The 19219-nt window shown below is 60.6% G+C and carries 17 protein-coding genes; 12 read left to right on the forward strand and 5 right to left on the reverse strand.

Annotation, left to right across the window (positions count from 1 at the left end; all coding sequences use genetic code 11):
- Nucleotides 1-34 precede the first annotated feature (34 nt).
- Both ACXX9E_RS27800 and plzR read right to left on the reverse strand, forming a co-directional pair.
- Nucleotides 35-2140, reverse strand: coding sequence for a molybdopterin oxidoreductase family protein (locus tag ACXX9E_RS27800; protein ID WP_458556522.1), 2106 nt, complete (start codon nt 2138-2140; stop codon nt 35-37).
- Nucleotides 2141-2272: 132 nt separating this feature from the next.
- Nucleotides 2273-2563 carry a PlzR type 4 pili assembly inhibitor gene (gene plzR, locus ACXX9E_RS27805; RefSeq protein WP_042607370.1) on the reverse strand — a complete coding sequence of 97 codons (291 nt, stop codon included), beginning with the start codon at nt 2561-2563 and terminating at the stop codon, nt 2273-2275.
- A 404-nt stretch (nt 2564-2967) separates the two neighbouring features.
- Between plzR and argF the strand changes: the two genes are divergently transcribed.
- Together argF and ACXX9E_RS27815 are read left to right on the forward strand one after the other, a co-directional pair.
- Nucleotides 2968-3888 (forward strand): ornithine carbamoyltransferase, encoded by a 921-nt coding sequence (gene argF / locus ACXX9E_RS27810; RefSeq protein ID WP_042704963.1) that lies wholly within the window; start codon nt 2968-2970, stop codon nt 3886-3888.
- Nucleotides 3885-4994: an ABC transporter ATP-binding protein gene (locus tag ACXX9E_RS27815; RefSeq protein ID WP_123466226.1), complete on the forward strand. Its 1110-nt coding sequence runs from the start codon at nt 3885-3887 to the stop codon at nt 4992-4994. The genes argF and ACXX9E_RS27815 overlap by 4 nt, the downstream gene beginning before the upstream one ends.
- Before the next feature lie 85 nt (nt 4995-5079).
- Here the strand turns inward: ACXX9E_RS27815 and ACXX9E_RS27820 are convergent, their stop codons facing one another.
- Nucleotides 5080-5862: a PhzF family phenazine biosynthesis protein gene (locus tag ACXX9E_RS27820; RefSeq protein WP_123466224.1), complete on the reverse strand. Its 783-nt coding sequence runs from the start codon at nt 5860-5862 to the stop codon at nt 5080-5082.
- Between the two features lie 96 nt (nt 5863-5958).
- Entirely contained in the window at nt 5959-6429 is a 471-nt protein-coding gene (gene ybaK / locus ACXX9E_RS27825; protein WP_186746726.1) for a Cys-tRNA(Pro) deacylase, read from the reverse strand.
- 362 nt (nt 6430-6791) lie between these two features.
- Between ybaK and ACXX9E_RS27830 the strand changes: the two genes are divergently transcribed.
- The 4 genes from ACXX9E_RS27830 (at nt 6792) to glpD (ending at nt 11902) form a co-directional block, all read left to right on the forward strand.
- Nucleotides 6792-7643 (forward strand): MIP/aquaporin family protein, encoded by an 852-nt coding sequence (locus tag ACXX9E_RS27830; RefSeq protein WP_128616320.1) that lies wholly within the window; start codon nt 6792-6794, stop codon nt 7641-7643.
- A 78-nt stretch (nt 7644-7721) separates the two neighbouring features.
- Nucleotides 7722-9224 (forward strand): glycerol kinase GlpK, encoded by a 1503-nt coding sequence (gene glpK / locus ACXX9E_RS27835; RefSeq protein ID WP_016986644.1) that lies wholly within the window; start codon nt 7722-7724, stop codon nt 9222-9224.
- A gap of 95 nt (nt 9225-9319) precedes the next feature.
- Entirely contained in the window at nt 9320-10075 is a 756-nt protein-coding gene (locus ACXX9E_RS27840; RefSeq protein ID WP_007916700.1) for a DeoR/GlpR family transcriptional regulator, read from the forward strand.
- A 291-nt stretch (nt 10076-10366) separates the two neighbouring features.
- Nucleotides 10367-11902 carry a glycerol-3-phosphate dehydrogenase gene (gene glpD / locus ACXX9E_RS27845; RefSeq protein ID WP_186746716.1) on the forward strand — a complete coding sequence of 512 codons (1536 nt, stop codon included), beginning with the start codon at nt 10367-10369 and terminating at the stop codon, nt 11900-11902.
- Between the two features lie 114 nt (nt 11903-12016).
- Here glpD and ACXX9E_RS27850 read toward each other — a convergent pair whose 3' ends face one another.
- Nucleotides 12017-12904 (reverse strand): LysR family transcriptional regulator, encoded by an 888-nt coding sequence (locus ACXX9E_RS27850; RefSeq protein ID WP_123466214.1) that lies wholly within the window; start codon nt 12902-12904, stop codon nt 12017-12019.
- Nucleotides 12905-13009: 105 nt separating this feature from the next.
- On the opposite strand from ACXX9E_RS27850, the gene ACXX9E_RS27855 reads away from it, so the two are divergent.
- From ACXX9E_RS27855 to ACXX9E_RS27880, 6 genes are read left to right on the forward strand one after another with little or no spacing between them, the layout of a single operon-like run.
- Nucleotides 13010-14377 carry an MFS transporter gene (locus ACXX9E_RS27855; RefSeq protein WP_123466212.1) on the forward strand — a complete coding sequence of 456 codons (1368 nt, stop codon included), beginning with the start codon at nt 13010-13012 and terminating at the stop codon, nt 14375-14377.
- A complete protein-coding gene (locus ACXX9E_RS27860; RefSeq protein WP_123466210.1) occupies nt 14358-14774 on the forward strand; it encodes a DUF4440 domain-containing protein in 417 nt (138 codons plus the stop codon). The genes ACXX9E_RS27855 and ACXX9E_RS27860 overlap by 20 nt, the downstream gene beginning before the upstream one ends.
- Nucleotides 14771-15703, forward strand: coding sequence for a flavin reductase family protein (locus tag ACXX9E_RS27865; protein ID WP_458556523.1), 933 nt, complete (start codon nt 14771-14773; stop codon nt 15701-15703). Before ACXX9E_RS27860 ends, ACXX9E_RS27865 begins: the two co-directional genes overlap by 4 nt.
- Before the next feature lie 13 nt (nt 15704-15716).
- Entirely contained in the window at nt 15717-17015 is a 1299-nt protein-coding gene (locus tag ACXX9E_RS27870; protein WP_458556524.1) for a Rieske 2Fe-2S domain-containing protein, read from the forward strand.
- Nucleotides 16996-17481, forward strand: a complete 486-nt coding sequence (locus ACXX9E_RS27875) for an aromatic-ring-hydroxylating dioxygenase subunit beta (RefSeq protein ID WP_458556525.1) — start codon at nt 16996-16998, stop codon at nt 17479-17481. The genes ACXX9E_RS27870 and ACXX9E_RS27875 overlap by 20 nt, the downstream gene beginning before the upstream one ends.
- Nucleotides 17482-17500: 19 nt before the next feature.
- Nucleotides 17501-19210 carry an NAD(P)/FAD-dependent oxidoreductase gene (locus ACXX9E_RS27880; RefSeq protein ID WP_322376081.1) on the forward strand — a complete coding sequence of 570 codons (1710 nt, stop codon included), beginning with the start codon at nt 17501-17503 and terminating at the stop codon, nt 19208-19210.
- The last annotated feature ends 9 nt before the right edge of the window (nt 19211-19219 follow it).

Genomic DNA, 19219 nt, shown 5'->3' on the forward strand with positions numbered 1-19219 from the left:
CGAGCGCCATGCTCGGTCTCCCCGACAGACATGCTCAGGCTGCTGCCACCGTCACCGGCACACCATTGAGCGCCGCATTGCCCGACAGCTCATCCAGTTGGCACTCATCGGTCAGGTCGTTGGCACTCGACCCCGGCTGACCGCTGGCAATCGTCATCTGCACGCCCGGACGCGCATGGCCCCAGCCGTGCGGCAGGCTCACCACGCCCTTCATCATGTCGAGGCTGCCGAGCACTTCGACCTCGATCTGCCCGACCCGCGAACTGACACGTACTCGCTGCCCATCACTGAGCCCGCGACTGGCCAGATCCTCCGGGTGCATCAGCAACTGATGACGCGGCTTGCCCTTCACCAGCCGATGGTAGTTGTGCATCCACGAATTGTTGCTGCGCACATGCCGACGGCCAATCATCAGCAACTCATCAGCGGCCGGTGCTCGCAACGCAGCGAAGCGCACGAGGTCGGCGAGGATCTCCGGCGGAGCAGCCTGCACCCGCTGATTCGGCGTTTTCAGGCGCGATGCCAGATTCGGTTTCAACGCGCCCAGATCAATGCCATGCGGATGATCGAACAGCGTCGCCAACGAGAGTTTTTGCTCGGACGCATCACCGTACAGGCCCATGCGCAAGCCCATGTCGATCATCTTCGCCGGCGGCATCGTTGGTTTGAGCTCCTTGCCGGTCTTCTCGGCAAAGGCCTTGGCCAGGCCGACAAAGATTTCCCAGTCATGCAGTGCGCCCTCGGGCTTGGCGAGAATCGCCCGATTGAAGCGGGTGACGTTGCGCACCGCGAACAGGTTGAACGTGGTGTCGTAGTGATCGTTCTCCAGCGCCGAGGTCGACGGCAGGATCAGGTCGGCGTAACGCGTGGTTTCGTTGATGTACAGGTCGATACTGACCATGAACTCCAGGCCGTCCAGCGCCTGTTCCAGTTGTCGGCCGTTGGGCGTCGACAGCACCGGATTGCCCGCCACGGTGATCAATGCGCGAATTTGCCCGTCGCCTTCGGTGAGCATCTCTTCGGCCAGCGCCGACACCGGCAATTCGCCGCCGTATTCCGGGCGCCCGGACACACGACTTTGCCATTTGTTGAAATGCCCACCCGAAGTCGACGCCACCAGATCCACTGCCGGTTGGGTGCACAACGCGCCGCCAACACGATCGAGGTTGCCGGTGACCAGATTGATCAATTGCACCACCCAGTGACACAAGGTGCCAAAGGCCTGGGTCGAGACGCCCATCCGCCCGTAGCACACCGCACTCGGTGCAGCGGCAAAGTCGCGGGCCAGTTGGCGGATCTGTTCAGCAGGCACCGCGCACAACGGGCTCATGGCCTCAGCCGTGAAGGTCGCCACTGCCGCGCGCACGTCGTCCAGCCCGTCAACCGGCAAATGGCTGTCGCGAGTCAGGCCTTCTCTGAACAGCGTGTTGAGCACCCCGAACAATAACGCCGCATCGCCCCCCGGGCGCACGAACAAATGCTGATCCGCGATCGCCGCCGTCTCGCTGCGCCGTGGATCGACCACCACCACCTTGCCGCCACGCGCCTGAATCGCTTTCAGGCGCTTCTCGACATCCGGCACGGTCATGATGCTGCCATTGGACGCCAGCGGATTGCCGCCCAGGATCAGCATGAAATCGGTGTGGTCGATGTCCGGAATCGGCAGCAACAAGCCGTGGCCGTACATCAGGTAACTGCTCAGGTGATGGGGCAACTGATCGACCGAGGTCGCGGAGAAGCGATTGCGCGTCTTCAGCAGGCCGAGAAAGTAGTTGCTATGGGTCATCAGCCCGTAGTTGTGCACGCTCGGGTTGCCCTGATAAACCGCCACGGCGTTTTGCCCGTGACGCGCCTGAATCGCCGCCAGGCGCTCGGCCACCAGCGCAAAAGCCTCGTCCCACTCGATCGGCAGCCATTCGCTGCCGACCCGGCGCATCGGCTGGCGCAAACGGTCGGGGTCATTCTGAATATCTTGCAGGGCCACAGCCTTGGGGCAGATATGGCCGCGGCTGAACGTGTCGAGGGCATCGCCCTTGATCGAGGTGATCGCGACGCTGCCATCGGTTTCAGTGGTTTCGATGGTCAGGCCGCAAATGGCTTCGCACAGGTGGCAGGCACGGTGATGGAGAGTCTTGGTCATGGCCAGTCTCTGTCTTGTTCTGGGCGGGCAACAGGCCTGCGGGAACAAAACTATGGCCCGTGCGCAGCCCCCGCGCCAGCGACGTTCGTCTTGTGAATTGACGCTTATCAGGGGCGCCGATAGCCCGTCGCGTCAGTTCGACGGCAATTGGGGCGGTGCGGCGAGCTGGATTTCCTGAATGGTTTCGATCTGCTCGTGGGCGACGTGCACGCCGGTGAGTTCGCCGATCAGGCGCCAGTGTTCATCGAGCCCGGCGCTGATGGTCGCCATGCGATCGATCATATGGCGCCCCGCAGACTTGACCACTTCGTCTTCGCTGCGCAGCAGTTCGAAGGACATTGAGGTGACAGAGGCGGTGAGATGGGTCAGTGAGCGAGCCGTGTGGCCCAGCAATTCCATTAACAGTTGTTCTTTCGATTCCATGCGGAGGCTTCCTGCGTCGCTCGAAACTTATTTATAACCCAGCACTTTGCTTTAGCAAATGTTTCAGCCCGATCATCCGACCAAGCGGATCCGCAACCACCCGGTCCCGAACCGACCCGAACGGCACTCTCCCCGCCACGGCGCATTGCCAAGCCCCGCGAGGCCAGTGTACAAAGTGGCTCGCTGCTGTACTGAACCCGGCTTCAAATGCGCGACCGCCCACGGCGGCCCGCTCTCCGAATCCCGCAAAAACCGTAGCCTATTGGCATAACGCGACATTTAGTGTCAATATCGCGCCTCCCCCTATTTCGTCGCCTCCGTGCGGCTTACGCCGCAGGTCTCGCCCGTTGTTCCGTTAAACAAGGCTTTGAGCATCTGCGGTTAGTAGCAAAAGGTAGTCAATGATGAGCGCAAGGCACTTTCTCTCCCTGATGGATTGCACGCCCGAAGAGCTGGTCAGCGTGATCCGTCGAGGCGTTGAGCTCAAGGACCTGCGTAACCGCGGCGTACTGTTCGAGCCTCTGAAAAACCGCGTACTGGGGATGATCTTCGAGAAGTCCTCGACCCGCACCCGCATCTCGTTCGAGGCCGGCATGATCCAGCTCGGCGGCCAGGCGATCTTCCTGTCCCCGCGTGACACCCAGCTGGGCCGCGGCGAGCCGATCGGCGACTGCGCCATCGTCATGTCGAGCATGCTCGATGCCGTGATGATCCGTACCTTTGCCCACAGCACCCTGACCGAATTCGCCGCCAACTCGCGCGTGCCGGTGATCAACGGCCTGTCCGATGACCTGCACCCGTGCCAGTTGCTGGCCGACATGCAGACCTTCCTCGAGCACCGTGGCTCGATCCAGGGCAAGACCGTGGCCTGGATCGGCGACGGCAACAACATGTGCAACAGCTATATAGAAGCGGCGATCCAGTTCGACTTCCAGTTGCGCGTTGCCTGCCCGGAAGGTTATGAGCCGAACCCTGAATTCGTGGCCAAGGCCGGCGATCGCGTGACCATCGTTCGCGATCCAGCCGACGCCGTGCGCGGCGCGCATCTGGTGAGCACCGACGTCTGGACTTCGATGGGTCAGGAAGAGGAAACTGCCAAGCGCCTCAAGCTGTTCGCGCCGTTCCAGGTCAACCGTGCCCTGCTCGACCTCGCTGCCGAGGACGTGCTGTTCATGCACTGCTTGCCTGCGCACCGTGGCGAAGAAATCAGCCTCGACCTGCTTGATGACCCGCGCTCCGTCGCCTGGGATCAGGCAGAAAACCGTCTCCACGCACAGAAGGCCCTGCTCGAGTTCCTCGTCGAACCGGCATACCACCACGCATGAGCCATGAATTACTGCTGAACCTGCGCAACCTCGCTTGCGGCTATCAAGATCAACGTGTGGTGCAGAACCTCAATCTGCACCTCAACGCCGGTGACATCGGCTGCCTGCTCGGCTCGTCCGGCTGCGGCAAGACCACCACCCTGCGCGCCATCGCCGGTTTCGAACCGGTGCACGAAGGGGAAATCACCCTCGGTGGCGAAACCATCTCCAGTGCCGGGTACACCCTGGCTCCGGAGAAACGCCGGATCGGCATGGTGTTCCAGGATTACGCGCTGTTCCCGCACCTGAGTGTCGCCGACAACATCGCCTTTGGCATTCGCAAGCACCCGAACAAGGAGCGTGTCACCGAAGAGTTGCTGGAACTGGTCAACCTGAAAAACCTCGGCAAACGCTTCCCCCACGAGTTGTCCGGTGGTCAGCAACAGCGCGTCGCCCTGGCCCGCGCCCTCGCGCCGGAGCCGCAACTGCTGTTGCTCGACGAGCCGTTCTCCAACCTCGACGGCGAGCTGCGGCGCAAGCTCAGCCACGAAGTCCGCGACATCCTCAAGGCCCGTGGCACCAGTGCGATTCTGGTGACCCACGACCAGGAAGAAGCCTTCGCCGTGAGCGATCACGTCGGCGTCTTCAAGGAAGGTCGGCTGGAACAGTGGGACACGCCCTACAATCTGTATCACGAACCGGCGACGCCGTTTGTGGCCAGTTTCATTGGCCAGGGTTACTTCATTCGCGGCCAGCTCGGCAGCCCGGAGTCGGTGCACACCGAGCTCGGCGAACTGCGTGGCAACCGGGCCTACACCTGGCCGGTGGGCGGCGCGGTGGATGTGCTGTTGCGTCCGGATGACATCGTTTATGCGCCGGACAGTGCGCTGAAAGCGCGCATCGTCGGCAAGACGTTCCTCGGCGCGTCGACCCTGTATCGCCTGCAACTGCCAACCGGCGCGCAGCTGGAGTCGATCTTCCCGAGCCATGCCGACCATCAGGTGGGTGCTGAGGTGGGGATTCGCGTATCCGCCGAACATCTGGTGTTGTTCCAGGCTTCGGGCAGCACTGCCGCACAAATTCCAGCCGTGGAAAACGGCGTGCGCCGCTACAGCACCGCCCTCTGATCCAGCACCATCCCCCTGTAGGAGTGAGCCTGCTCGCGATAGCGACCGCTATCGCGAGCAGGCTCACTCCTACAGTTGTTTTGGGTTAGCCCAGCATCAACGTGCCGCTCGCAACGAGCGTCGCATTGCCGCCAATCTTCACCCGCTCCCCTTCCAGCCGACAAAACAGTTCCCCGCCCCGCGCCGAGCGCTGGCACGCGGTCAGGCTCGACTTGCCCAGACGTGCAGACCAGTAGGGAATCAGGCTGCAATGGGTCGAACCGGTCACCGGGTCTTCATTGATGCCGATCGCCGGGGCGAAGTAGCGCGAGACGAAATCATGCTGATTGCCCCGCGCGGTGACGATCGCGCCGAGCCACGGCAGTTTGGCCAGTGCAACCATGTCCGGTGTGCAGTCGAGCACCGCTTGCTCCGACTCCAGCACCACGAACAGCTCGTTGGAACCGAGCACGTCCACCGCCTCGACGCCCAGCGCGCGTTCGACATCCAGTGTCACGCCAATCTCTGACGGCACGATGGAGGGGAAATCCAGCCACAGGCGATCGCCTTCGCGGGTCACACTCAACGGTCCGGACTTGCAGATGAAGTCCAGACGTTCGGCGTTTTCCTGGTAGATCTCGAACAACACATAAGCGCTGGCCAGCGTCGCATGCCCGCACAAGGGTACTTCGGTGGTCGGGGTAAACCAGCGGATGTGCCACGCAGCGCCTTCGCGCACCACGAATGCCGTTTCCGCCAGGTTGTGCTCGGCGGCGATTTTTTGCATCAACTCGTCCGCCAGCCAGGTATCGAGCCGATAAACCATGGCCGGGTTGCCACTGAATGGCCGATCGCTGAATGCGTCGACCTGATGAAACTCGAGCTGCATAACCTACTCCCTGAAGTTCGTCGGCAGAGCATGCAGTCCCGACCGGATCAGCGCCAGTCACAGAACCGGCGAATTTTCTTCATACAGCGGTCAAGACTAGGCGCGGCCGATATCGGCGAAGGTGGCCCGGGTGTGCTCAGCGAGAACGGCAGGCGCCAGTTCGACTTCCAACCCACGCCGGCCAGCGCTGACATAGATAGTCGAAAAGCCTTGAGCCGAGTTATCGATAAAGGTGCGCAGGCGTTTCTTCTGCCCCAGCGGACTGATACCGCCCAACAGATAACCGGTGGAACGCTGTGCGGCAGCCGGGTCAGCCATCTCGACTTTTTTTACCCCGGCAGCGTGGGCCAGGCCCTTGAGGTCGAGGCTTCCGACGACCGGCACCACCGCCACCAGCAATTCCCCCTTTTCACTGGCCGCCAGCAGCGTCTTGAACACCTGCGCCGGCGCCAGCGCCAGTTTTTCCGCGGCCTCCAGCCCATAGGACGCGGCCTTCGGGTCATGTTCGTAACTGTGCACGCGATGTTCGGCACGAACTTTTTTCAACAAGTCCAACGCAGGGGTCATGGCAGCTCCAGGCTTGGCAGACAGAGAAAAATCCTGCGCCGGATTCTAGGCGATCGGCTCACAAAAGGCTCTATTCCAAGCCACGTTTCCCGTGGCCTCCAGCTTTTCTGGGGGCGGGTTGAGAGGTGTCGGCGAAGGATCATTCACACGGCCAATAGTTTAATTGTGACCGACGGTTCACTTTCGACCTTTGACAGGTTTGTTTCTTGTCTATATTTTTTCGAATCTGAATAATGTAAGAATTATCATCTCCGCAGCACCCAGCAGTAAACCGGGAACAGGATGGGGATCCTGCTCCGGGGAAAATCGCGCTCTGCCCTGACGGCAAACGCGCCAGACAACAACAAAAAACGAGGTTTTCAATGACAACTGCTTTACAGCAACCATCGCTTTCAAGCCAATGCATGGCCGAGTTTCTGGGGACTGCACTGCTGATCTTTTTCGGCACCGGTTGTGTCGCCGCGCTCAAAGTCGCAGGTGCCAGCTTCGGTCTGTGGGAAATCAGCATCATCTGGGGCGTCGGCGTGAGCATGGCGATCTACTTGACCGCCGGCGTTTCCGGCGCGCACCTGAACCCCGCCGTGAGCATCGCCCTGAGCATTTTCGCTGACTTCGAAAAGCGCAAACTGCCGTTCTATATCCTCGCGCAAATTGCCGGCGCCTTCTGCGGCGCGCTGTTGGTCTACACGCTGTACAGCAACCTGTTTTTCGATTACGAACAAACCCACCACATGGTTCGCGGCTCGGCGGCGAGCCTGGAGCTGGCCTCGGTATTCTCGACTTTCCCTAATCCTGTGCTGTCCACCGCCCAGGCATTTCTGGTCGAGGTGATCATCACCGCGATCCTGATGGGCGTGATCATGTCCCTGACTGATGACAACAACGGCCTGCCGAAAGGCCCGCTGGCGCCGCTGCTGATCGGTTTGCTGATCGCGGTGATCGGCAGCTCGATGGGCCCGCTGACCGGCTTCGCGATGAACCCGGCCCGTGACTTCGGTCCTAAACTGATGACTTTCTTCGCTGGCTGGGGTGAAATTTCCTTCACGGGCGGCCGCGATATTCCGTACTTCCTGATTCCGATTTTTGCACCGATTGTCGGTGCCTGCCTCGGCGCTGCCGGGTACCGCGGGCTCATTGCCCGTCACCTGACCGGCGCCACACCTGCTACAAAGGATGCAGAACCGGCCATTGACGGCAAACCAAGAACTTCTTGAAACAGTCGGCGCGGGTTCCTGCCCATTTAGAGCCCGCGCCACGGCCCACTCTCCCTTATTTCGTCCAAGGCAATCGACATGACCGACATTCAGAATAAGAACTACATCATTGCCCTCGATCAGGGTACAACCAGCTCCCGCGCGATCATTTTCGACCGCGACGCGAACGTGGTCTGCACCGCGCAGCGCGAATTCGCCCAGCATTACCCGCAAGCCGGCTGGGTCGAACACGACCCGATGGAAATCTTCGCCACCCAGAGTGCGGTGATGGTTGAAGCGCTGGCCCAGGCCGGTCTGCATCACGACCAGGTCGCCGCCATCGGCATCACCAACCAGCGTGAAACCACCGTGGTCTGGGACAAGACCACCGGCCGCCCGGTGTACAACGCCATCGTCTGGCAGTGCCGCCGCAGCACCGAGATCTGCCAGCAGCTCAAGCGCGACGGTCACGAAGACTACATCCGTGACAACACCGGTCTGGTTACCGACCCGTACTTCTCCGGCACCAAACTGAAGTGGATCCTCGACAACGTCGAAGGCAGCCGCGAGCGTGCGCGCAACGGCGAACTGCTGTTCGGCACCGTCGATAGCTGGCTGATCTGGAAATTCACTGGCGGCAAGGTACACGTCACCGACTACACCAACGCCTCGCGCACCATGCTCTTCAACATTCACTCGCTGGAGTGGGATTCGAAGATGCTGGAGATTCTCGACATCCCGCGCGAGATGCTTCCGGAAGTGAAGGCGTCTTCGGAAATCTACGGTCGCACCAAGAGCGGCATCGCCATCGGCGGTATCGCCGGTGACCAGCAAGCGGCACTGTTCGGCCAGATGTGCGTCGAACCGGGCCAGGCGAAAAACACCTACGGCACCGGCTGCTTCCTGCTGATGAACACCGGCGACAAAGCGGTGAAATCCCAGCACGGCATGCTCACCACCATCGCTTGCGGCCCGCGTGGCGAAGTTGCTTACGCACTGGAAGGCGCGGTGTTCAACGGCGGTTCGACCGTGCAGTGGCTGCGTGATGAACTGAAGATCATCAACGACGCCCACGACACCGAATACTTCGCCAACAAGGTCAAGGACAGCAACGGCGTGTACCTGGTGCCGGCCTTTACCGGTCTGGGCGCGCCGTACTGGGACCCGTATGCCCGTGGCGCGCTGTTCGGCCTGACCCGTGGCGTACGTGTGGATCACATCATCCGCGCCGCGCTGGAGTCGATCGCCTACCAGACCCGCGACGTGCTCGACGCCATGCAACAGGACTCCGGCGAACGCCTCAAGGCCCTGCGTGTGGACGGCGGCGCGGTGGCGAACAACTTCCTCATGCAGTTCCAGGCCGACATCCTCGGCACCCAGGTCGAGCGCCCGCAAATGCGCGAAACCACGGCACTCGGCGCCGCGTATCTGGCGGGTCTGGCGTGCGGTTTCTGGGGCAGCCTGGACGAATTGCGTGGCAAAGCGGTGATCGAGCGCGAATTCGAACCAAGCCTGGACGAAGTCGAGAAAGAGAAACTCTACAAAGGCTGGAAAAAAGCCGTCAGCCGTACCCGTGACTGGGCGCGTGAGGACGCTGAATAAGCCAACCTGAGTACTCGTATCTGTATGTAACTGGTCGGGAGGAGATTCCTGCGGCATCATGGGCAAATTTTGCACGGCAGCCCAAAGGAAGCCCCATGAATCTGCCTCCCCGTCAGCAGCAAATACTCGAGCTGGTCCGCGAACGCGGCTATGTGAGCATCGAGGAAATGGCCACGCTGTTCGTTGTTACCCCGCAAACCATCCGCCGCGACATCAATCAGCTCGCGGAAGCCAATCTGTTGCGTCGCTACCATGGCGGTGCAGCCTACGATTCCAGCGTCGAAAACACCGCCTACGCGATGCGCGCCGATCAGATGCGCGATGAAAAACAACGCATCGGTGAAGCCATTGCCGCACAGATTCCCGATCACGCCTCGCTGTTCATCAATATCGGCACAACGACCGAGTCGATTGCCCGCGCCCTGCTCAATCACAACCATCTGAAAATCATCACCAACAACCTGCACGTGGCGTCGATGCTCAGTGCCAAGGATGATTTTGATGTGCTGCTGACCGGCGGCAACGTGCGCCGTGACGGCGGTGTGGTGGGTCAGGCGAGCGTCGATTTCATCAATCAGTTCAAGGTCGATTTCGCCCTGGTCGGCATCAGCGGGATCGACGAAGACGGCAGCCTGCTCGACTTCGACTATCAGGAAGTGCGAGTTTCCCAGGCGATCATCGCCAATGCGCGGCAGGTGATTCTCGCGGCGGACTCGAGCAAGTTCGGACGCAACGCGATGATTCGTCTCGGGCCGATCAGCCTGATCGATTGCCTGGTCACCGATCAGCAGCCGGTGCCAGCTCTGGCGCAGTTGTTGAGTCAGCACAAGATTCGTCTGGAAGTGGTTTAACCCCCCCTCAGCATTCCCCGTTGGGCTGCGAAGCGGCCCCCTCACCCTGTCAAAGTCGAACCTCATTGCATGGTTGTGGGACTGCTTCGCAGTCCAACGGGGATAAATCCCCTCGCCACAAATGTTTTTTTCCGCCTGTTAATGTTCGAAAATTTTCTTTTAACCGCCCTTCGATGAGTTTTTTCAATCGAAGTCGACTGGCTGTGCGCGTGTTTATCAGCTACCATTTTCGCAAATGAACATTAATGTTCGATTTCCAAACAGAAAATCAAAAGAGCCCGAGGCCAGCCGATGTCCACATCTACCTTGCGTACGCCCCCTCTCTCCGAGATCTACGACATTGCCGTGATCGGCGGCGGGATCAATGGCGTGGGGATCGCAGCGGATGCCGCCGGTCGCGGTCTCTCGGTGTTCCTTTGCGAAAAGGACGACCTCGCCAGCCACACCTCGTCGGCCAGCAGCAAGCTGATCCACGGTGGCTTGCGTTACCTCGAACATTACGAATTCCGTCTGGTGCGTGAAGCACTGGCCGAGCGCGAAGTGCTGCTGGCCAAGGCGCCGCATATCGTCAAGCCGATGCGCTTTGTACTGCCGCACCGTCCGCACCTGCGTCCGGCGTGGATGATTCGCGCGGGCCTGTTCCTGTATGACAACCTCGGCAAGCGCGAAAAACTGCCAGGCTCGAAAAGCCTGAAGTTCGGCGCCGACAGTGCGCTGAAAAGCGAAATCAAAAAAGGCTTCGAATACTCCGACTGCTGGGTCGATGACGCCCGCCTCGTCGTACTCAACGCGATGGCCGCCCGGGAAAAAGGCGCGCACGTTCATACCCAGACTCGTTGCGTCAGCGCCCGTCGCGCCAAGGGCCTGTGGCACCTGAACCTGGAACGTGCCGACGGCAGCCTGTTTTCGATCACCGCCAAAGCGCTGGTGAACGCGGCCGGTCCGTGGGTTGCCAAGTTCATCCGTGACGACCTGAAAATGGAATCGCCGTACGGCATCCGTCTGATTCAGGGCAGCCACATCATCGTGCCGAAACTGTACGAAGGTGAGCACGCGCACATTCTGCAAAACGAAGATCAGCGCATCGTCTTCACCATTCCGTACCTGAACCACTTCACCCTGATCGGCACCACCGACCGCGAATACACCGGCGACCCGGCGAAAGTGGCGATCACCGACGGTGAAACCGACTACCTGCTGCAAGTGGTCAACGCCCACTTCAAAAAGCAGCTCAGCCGCGACGACATCCAGCACAGCTACTCGGGCGTCCGTCCGCTGTGCAACGACGAATCCGACAACCCGTCGGCCGTGACCCGCGATTACACCCTGGCGTTGTCCGGTGGCGGCGAAGAGGCGCCGCTGCTGTCGGTGTTCGGCGGCAAGCTGACCACTTACCGCAAACTGGCTGAATCGGCGATGGCGCAACTGCTGCCGTTCTTCACCCAGATGCGCCCGAGCTGGACCGCCACGGCGACCTTGCCCGGTGGCGAAGACATGAGCACCCCGCAGGCCTTGTGCGCGCAGATTCGCGACAAGTTCGACTTCGTTCCGACCGAGATCGCCCGCCGCTGGTCCACCACCTACGGCAGCCGCACCTGGCGCATGCTTGAAGGCGTGGACAGCCTCGCCGACATGGGCGAACACCTGGGCGGCGGGCTCTACACCCGTGAAGTCGATTATCTGTGCAGCGAAGAGTGGGCGACCACGGCCCATGACATCCTGTGGCGTCGCAGCAAGCTGGGGCTGTTCACCACCCCGGCCGAACAGGAAAAACTGGCGGCGTATCTGGGCAAGGTCGAGCTGAATCGCAAGATCGAAGCGGCCTGATTCCCAAGACATCGCTTGCATGACAAGCCCCTGAATCGTGAGATTCAGGGGCTTTTTCACATCTGCAGAGCCGTGGCGTGGGGATCTATCCCCTCGCCACCATGCATCACTGAGTCACTGGGCCAGATGCAACAGCAGAAAATCAATGAACGCCCGCGACTTGTGCGGCAGATGCGGGCTGTTGGGGAACACCACGTTGATCGACTGCGACGGCAGCGAATACGAAGGCAGCAAGCGCCGCAAACGCCCGCTGGCAATGTCGTCGGCGACCACCCAGGCCGGCAGCACTGAAACGCCGAGTGACGACAGGGTCATCGAACGAATGGCCGTCGAGGAGTTCGATTCGAAGTGGCTGGTGCCGCTGACCTCGACTCCCTGCCCCTGGCTATCGCGCAACGTCCATTGGGTCGGCGCCTGCAAATTGCTGTTGGCAATCCACGACACGTTGTTCAGGTCCTGTGGTTCGTTTACCGGATGGCGGGCGAGAAATGCCTCAGTGGCCACCAGCACGATTTCATAATCCGCGAGCTTGCGGCTTTTGAACGCGGAGTCCGCCAAGTTGCCCAGGCGAATCACCAGATCGAGCTTTTCCGCGACCAGATCGTTCAACGAAGAGTTGAAGTTATAGCACAGGCGAATTTCCGGATAACGCTCGGAGAACAGCGGAATCAACGGCAGGATATATTTTTCACCGTACTCGCTGGTTGAACTTATCCGCAACTTTCCGGAGACCCGGTTATTACCTTTCAGGACATTATCAAAGGCATTATCAATATCCGCGACAATACCCTTGAACTCCTCATAAAACTCCTGCCCTATTTCGGTCAGCGATATATTGCGGGTATTGCGGATCAATAGCGTGGCCGACAAGACTTCTTCCAGCGCCTTGACATGCAGGCTGGCCATGGCTTTGCTGATACTCAGGTAATTCGCGGCTTTGGTGTAAGAACCAAAATCCACCACCGCAAGAAACGTCTGGACCCGATTAAGATGAGAGTGCATCGCGCTATGGCTCACTGTTAAATCCCGTCAAACATTGTTTTAAGCATAGTCGTATCGACACTTCAAGTCCATCGCCCCTATGCTGCGCGGCAAAGGGGATACAACATGAACTATCGCTATAAGATCGCGCTGATCTTTCTGATCGGCTTTTTTATTGACTGTATAAACATCTTTATGTCGGCTGTGGCATTGCCGAGTATATCGGCAACTTTGCAAGTCAGTACTTCGTCGGTGGCGTGGGTCGCCAATGCTTATATTCTCGGCCTGACCCTGATTATTCCGGTGAGCACCTGGCTGGCGGGGCGCTTTGGCAGCCGCGAAATTCTCACGCTGTCGATGCTGGTCTTCAGCGGTGCAGTGTGGATGTGCGGGATGGCCGACAGTTTCCATGAACTGGTGATCTGGCGTTTCCTCCAGGGCATCGGTGGTGGTCTGCTGATTCCGGTGGGCCAGGCGCTGACCTTCAACCTGTTCCAGGGTGAGCAACGGGCGAAGATTTCCACGCTGGTGATGGCGGTCGCGCTGATTGCACCGGCCATTTCGCCGACGGTCGGCGGCATCATCGTCGACAGCAGTTCGTGGCGCTGGGTGTTCTACAGCAACATCCCGTTCTCGCTGATCGCCGCCGGGCTGTCGTGGTTCTGGATCAAGGAAGCCAAGCCCGCCAGCCTGCCGCGCCCGGACATCCGAGGGTTGTTGCTGGTCAGCGCCGCGCTGGCCAGTCTATTGATGGGCATGTCGCTGTATGGCGGCGATTATCCGGCAATGGCCGCGCTGATCTGCGTGGCGGCGGGCCTGCTGTTCATCGCCCTGTACCTGCTGCACTACCGGCGCTGCAACAACGCGATCATCGAACTGAACCTGCTCAAAAGCAAAAAGCTCAGCACCTCGATCTTCATCTATTACGCGATTCCCGGCGTGTTCACCGGGGTCAACCTGATGAGCATTTTCTTTCTGCAGAACACCCTGCACTTCAGCGCCCGGCTGACGGGGATGTTCATGATCCTCTATGCCATCGGCGCCTTCATCGCGATGACGATTTGCGGTCGGGTCTACAACCGGGTCGGAGCCAAACGCCTGTTCACCCTCGGCATGCTGTTACACAGCGCCGGCATCGCCACGCTGATGCTGGTCAATGCGCCGACGGACCTGTGGGTCATCGTGATCGCCTACAGCCTGATGGGCATCGGCGGCGGCATCGGCGCCAACACCGCGCAGACCACCTCGCTGATGGACTTTGCCGGCGGCGACACGCACAAGGCCAGCGTGATCTGGAACATCAACCGGCAGATGTCCTTCAGCCTCGGTGCCGCGCTGTTTCTGATGATCTTCAATGTGCTGCTCAAGCAGTTCGATACCACGGCGGCCTACCACGCGACGTTCGCGATTGCGGCGCTGGTCGGGCTGTTCCCGCTGTTTCAGATGAGTCAATTGAACCCTCCAAAGGAATGCCATGAACAACAACCTGGTTGAACGAGCGCAACACAGTATTCACCACGTGCATGACCTGATTCACCGCGTCTTCACCGATGCCGACGGCACCGGAGCCGCCACCGTCGCGCCGCTGATGGCGGTGTTCGCCGAGCACTTCAGCATGGTCACCACCGCGGCCGCCATCGTCGGCCGGGCGCAGGTCGAGCAACTGTTCACCGGCGCGGTCGGTGCCCGCAAAGGTCTGGAAATCCTGATCAGCGATCTGCACACGGTCTGGCACGAAGGCGCGACCGTGGCGCTGCGCTACAAAGAAACCCATCGCCTGAACCAGCGCGAAACCTCGCGCATTTCGGTGGCGATCCTGCGGGTGCAGCACCACGACGTTCAGTGGCTGTACCTGCACGAAACACCGCTGAGCCAGGAAACGCCTGCATGAAGTTCACCGTCACACATTGCCGGATGCTCTCGGCGTCAATCAAGGAAGTCACCGTCAGCGGCCCGGCTTCACTGATCGCGATGAGCCACGCCGGTGCGCATTTCAAATGGCTGATCCCGGGGCTGAATGATCCTCGGCATTACTCGACCGTGCATCTGGACGAGGCCGGGGACGGCCGGTTCACCTTCGCCATCCGCCTCTCGCCGGATTCCGTCAGCAGCCAGTACATCCGCGCCCTGGCCGTCGATGACAGCGTGGAACTGGAAGGCCCGTTAAACACCTTCAACTACCCGCTGAGCGTCACCAGCGGTCGCGACATCGCGATTGCCGGCGGCATCGGCATCACGCCGTTGACCGGCATCCTGCGTCACCTGGCTGCGCTGCAGCGTCCAGCGCACCTGCATTACTTCGCCAAGAGCGTTGACGACGCGGTCTACGCCAGCCACCTGCAAGAACACCTTCAGGAACGCATGCAACTGCACCTGTCGGGCCATCGTCCGGCGATCGCTGACGTGCTCGCCGACCTGCGCGCCGACGACCGTCTGTATGTCTGCGGCCCGGCGGCAATGCTCGGCGAGGTACTCAGCCATGCCGAACGTGCGGGTCTGGCCCGCGACCAGATCCATCTGGAGGTGTTCAACGTCGCCCGCGACAACGCCGCGCAGGGTTGCGTCATCGACGCGGCGGACTCCGGCGTCAGCGTCGAGGTCGGCCCGCAGCAGTCGTTGCTCGAAGCCCTGGAAGCTGCCGGGCTCGATCCGCTTTACGACTGCCGTCGCGGCGAATGCGGCGTCTGCGCACTGGATGTACTGGAAGGCGAAGTCGATCACCGCGACTTCATCATGAGCGAACAGGAAGCGGCCTGCAGTGCGCGGATCTATCCCTGCGTATCTCGCGCGAAAAGCCCCCGCCTGAAGCTGGCGATCTGAAGAGGACACCCCGTTGGACAACTATTTCAATGGCAGAGAAGTGCATAAATCTCTGTTCCTTGATCAGTCTCTATTCGAACAGGAACAGCAGCGGGTTTTCGCCGCGAGCTGGTGTTACCTGGGCCACGACAGCCTGATCCCCGAGACCGGTGACTACTTCACCAGCACCCTGGCCCAACAGCCGCTGGCGATGATTCGACAGAAGAGTGGTGAGATCAAAGTCCTGCACAACCGCTGCCCGCACAAAGGCGTGAAGGTGCTGGCCGAAGCACGCGGCAATGTCGGGCGCTTCATGCGTTGCCCGTACCACGCCTGGACGTTCAAGACCGACGGCGAATTGCTGAGCATCCCGGTGAAAAAGGAATACGACGACTGCGACCTGAGCAGTTGTTCGGCGCACAAAGGCATGCGTGCGGTGACGGCGGTGCGCAACTATCGCGGCTTCGTGTTCGTGCGCCTGACGGAAGAAGGCGTCGGCTTCGACGAGTTCTTCGGTGAGTCGCTGTCGACCCTGGACAACATGGTCATGCGCTCGCCCCTGGGCCAGTTGAAGGTCGTCGGCCAGCCGTTGCTGCACCGCCATCGCTGCAACTGGAAGATGGTCGTCGACAACCAGACCGACACCTGCCACCCGATGATCGCCCACGAGTCCTCGGCCGGCGAAGCGATTCGCTTGTGGAAAGACACCGGCGACCAGGGCAAGCCGCCGATGGCGGTCGAACTGTTCTCGCCGTTCATGGCGTCCTACGAGTTTTTCGCCGGTATGGGCATTCGGATCTGGCCCAACGGCCACGGGCACACCGGGGTCAGCAACTCGATCCACAAGGCTTACACCGACATCCCGGGGTACTGGGAACTGATGGTGGAAAGCTACGGCGAAGACCAGGCCCGGGCGATCCTCGACGACACCCGCCACAACACCGTGTATTTCCCCAACCTGATGGTCAAGGGGCCGATCCAGACACTGCGCGTGATCAAACCGGTCAGTGCCCGGGAAACCATCGTCGAGTCGTGGATCTTCGAGCTGCAAGGCGCCCCGGTGCAGTTGCTGGAAAGAACCGTGCAGTACAACAACCTGATCAACTCACCGTGTTCGATGGTTGCCCACGATGACGTGGAAATGTACGAGCGGGCAATGGAAGGGCTGGGCAGCGACGCCAACGAATGGGTCAACGTCGCCCGGCTGTTCACCCCGCACGAAGCCTATGCGCAGACCCAGGTGGTGTCCGGCACCAGCGAAATGGCGATGCGCAATTTCTATAACAGCTGGCAGCACTTGATGCGGGATGACCATGCAACACGATCAATCTAATCAGCACGCCATCGAGCAACTGATCGACACCGAACTGCACTTGCTCGACCAACAGGATTTCGACGCCTGGCAACAACTGCTCAGCGACGATTACACCTACTGGATTCCGATGACCCGCGAACAGCGCAGCCCGTTGCACGAGTCCTCGCTGGTGTATGAGGACCGCTTCCTGACTACGCTGCGCATCAACCGGCTGGCCAATGCGCGCAACTTTTCCCAGCAGCCCAAGAGCCGCTGCCTGCACATCGCGCAGCGTCCGCGGATCACGGTTGACGACGCCTCGTTCAGCGCCTTCGCCAGTTCCAACATGCTCTATTGCGAGGCCCGCAGCGACAGTGAATGGCACTACCCGGTCACCGTCGAGCACCGACTGATCAATATCGACGGCACGTGGAAAATCCATGGCAAGAAGATTCTCTTGCTCAACCCCGCACGCGCCCTTGAAAGCCTGCAACTCATTATCTGATCGACCGAGAATTCCCCCTGTGAACCCTATTCCCAACGGCTCCAACCAGGCGTCCGCGTGCCTGTCTTTTCCCTACGTCGATCTGCTCTATGACTATGGCCAGTTCCTGCGCAATGCCGATGAAGCGATCGGCTACCTGCCGGCCGAATCCGCCGAAAAGCACATCGGCATCGTCGGTGCCGGCCTCAGCGGGCTGGTCGCGGCCTACGAATTGCTGCGCGCCGGTGCGCGCCGCGTCACCCTGTTCGAAGCCGAGCCGGAACACGTCGGCGGGCGCTTGCTGACCCAGTGCTTTGACGAAGAACAGCCACAATTCATCGCCGAAATGGGCGCGATGCGCTTTCCGCCCAGTGAAGTCGGGTTGTTTCATTACCTCAATCGTTTCGGTATCCAGACCACCGAAGCGTTTCCCGACCCGGGCGTCGTCGACACCGAAATCCACTACCGTGGCGAGGCCCATCACTGGGCGGCGCTGCAGCCACCGCCGGCGCTGTTCAGCACCGTGCACCAGGGCTGGGTGGCGTTTCTTCGCGAAGGCGTGACCCTCGATGACGGCACGTGCCTGGCACCGCCACTGCTGCTGACCGAACTGCTCAAACAGCACAACTACTGCGAAGTGCAGCCCGAGTGGCAACGCTACCTGGACTGTTTCGGCGACAGCTCGTTTTACTCGGCGATGGTGCGAATCTTCACCGGCAACAACCCTCCGGGTGGCAAGGCATGGCGCAAGCCCGAGGACTTCCACCTGTTCGGTTCGCTGGGGATTGGCTCCGGCGGATTCCAGTCGGTGTACCGCGCCTCGTTCACCGAGATCCTGCGGCTGGTGGTCAATGCCCTGGAGGTCAATCAGCGGCTGGTGCCCAACGGCATTTCCTCGCTGGCCGAGCGAATTGCCGACACCGCGTTCAATGGCATTGAGCTGCGCGACATGATCTGCCGCACGCGCATCGAGTCGATCAACAAGGGCGCCAACGGCGAAATCCTGCTGGCCGGCAGCAACGGCGAAACCTACGCCTGCGACCGGGTGATCACCACCACCACGACCCGTGCCCTGCAAGTGAACCTCAAGCTCACGCAGAACCAGGCCTTCGTCAATCGCGACGTGGCGCGGGCGATCAATGAAACCCACATGGTCGGCTCGTCCAAACTGTTCATCCTGACCAAGGACAAGTTCTGGCTCAAACACGGCCTGGCACAAAACATCCAGACCGACACCCTGGTCAAGGGCGTCTATTGCCTCGACTACGCGCCGCACGACCCGGACTCGTGGGGCGTGGTGCTGATCAGTTACACCTGGGAAGACGACTCGCACAAGATGGTGTCGATGACCGACAAGGTGCAGCGCTGCCTGCGTCTGGTCGACGAACTGGCGATGAGCGCGCCGGAGTTTGCCAGCCACCTGCTGCCGCTGGACGGCGACTATCAGCGCTACGTTCTGGAATACGACTGGCTGACCGACAAACACGCGCTGGGCGCCTTCAAACTGAATTTCCCTGGCGACGACATTTACTCCGAACGCCTGTTCTATCAGTTCCGCACTGCGCTCGATCCGAACCAGGACACCGGCCTGTACCTGGCCGGTTGCGGCGCCTCGTTCACCGGTGGCTGGGCCGAAGGCGCGATTCAAACCGCACTCAACGGCGCCTGTGCGGTGATCAGCAGTCTGGGCGGCGACCTGATTGCCGGTAACCCGCTCGACGACTTGCACTCGCAGTACCGCTACTGCTGATCCCGGCCC

It is taken from the genome of Pseudomonas sp. GNP014 (genome assembly GCF_054344005.1).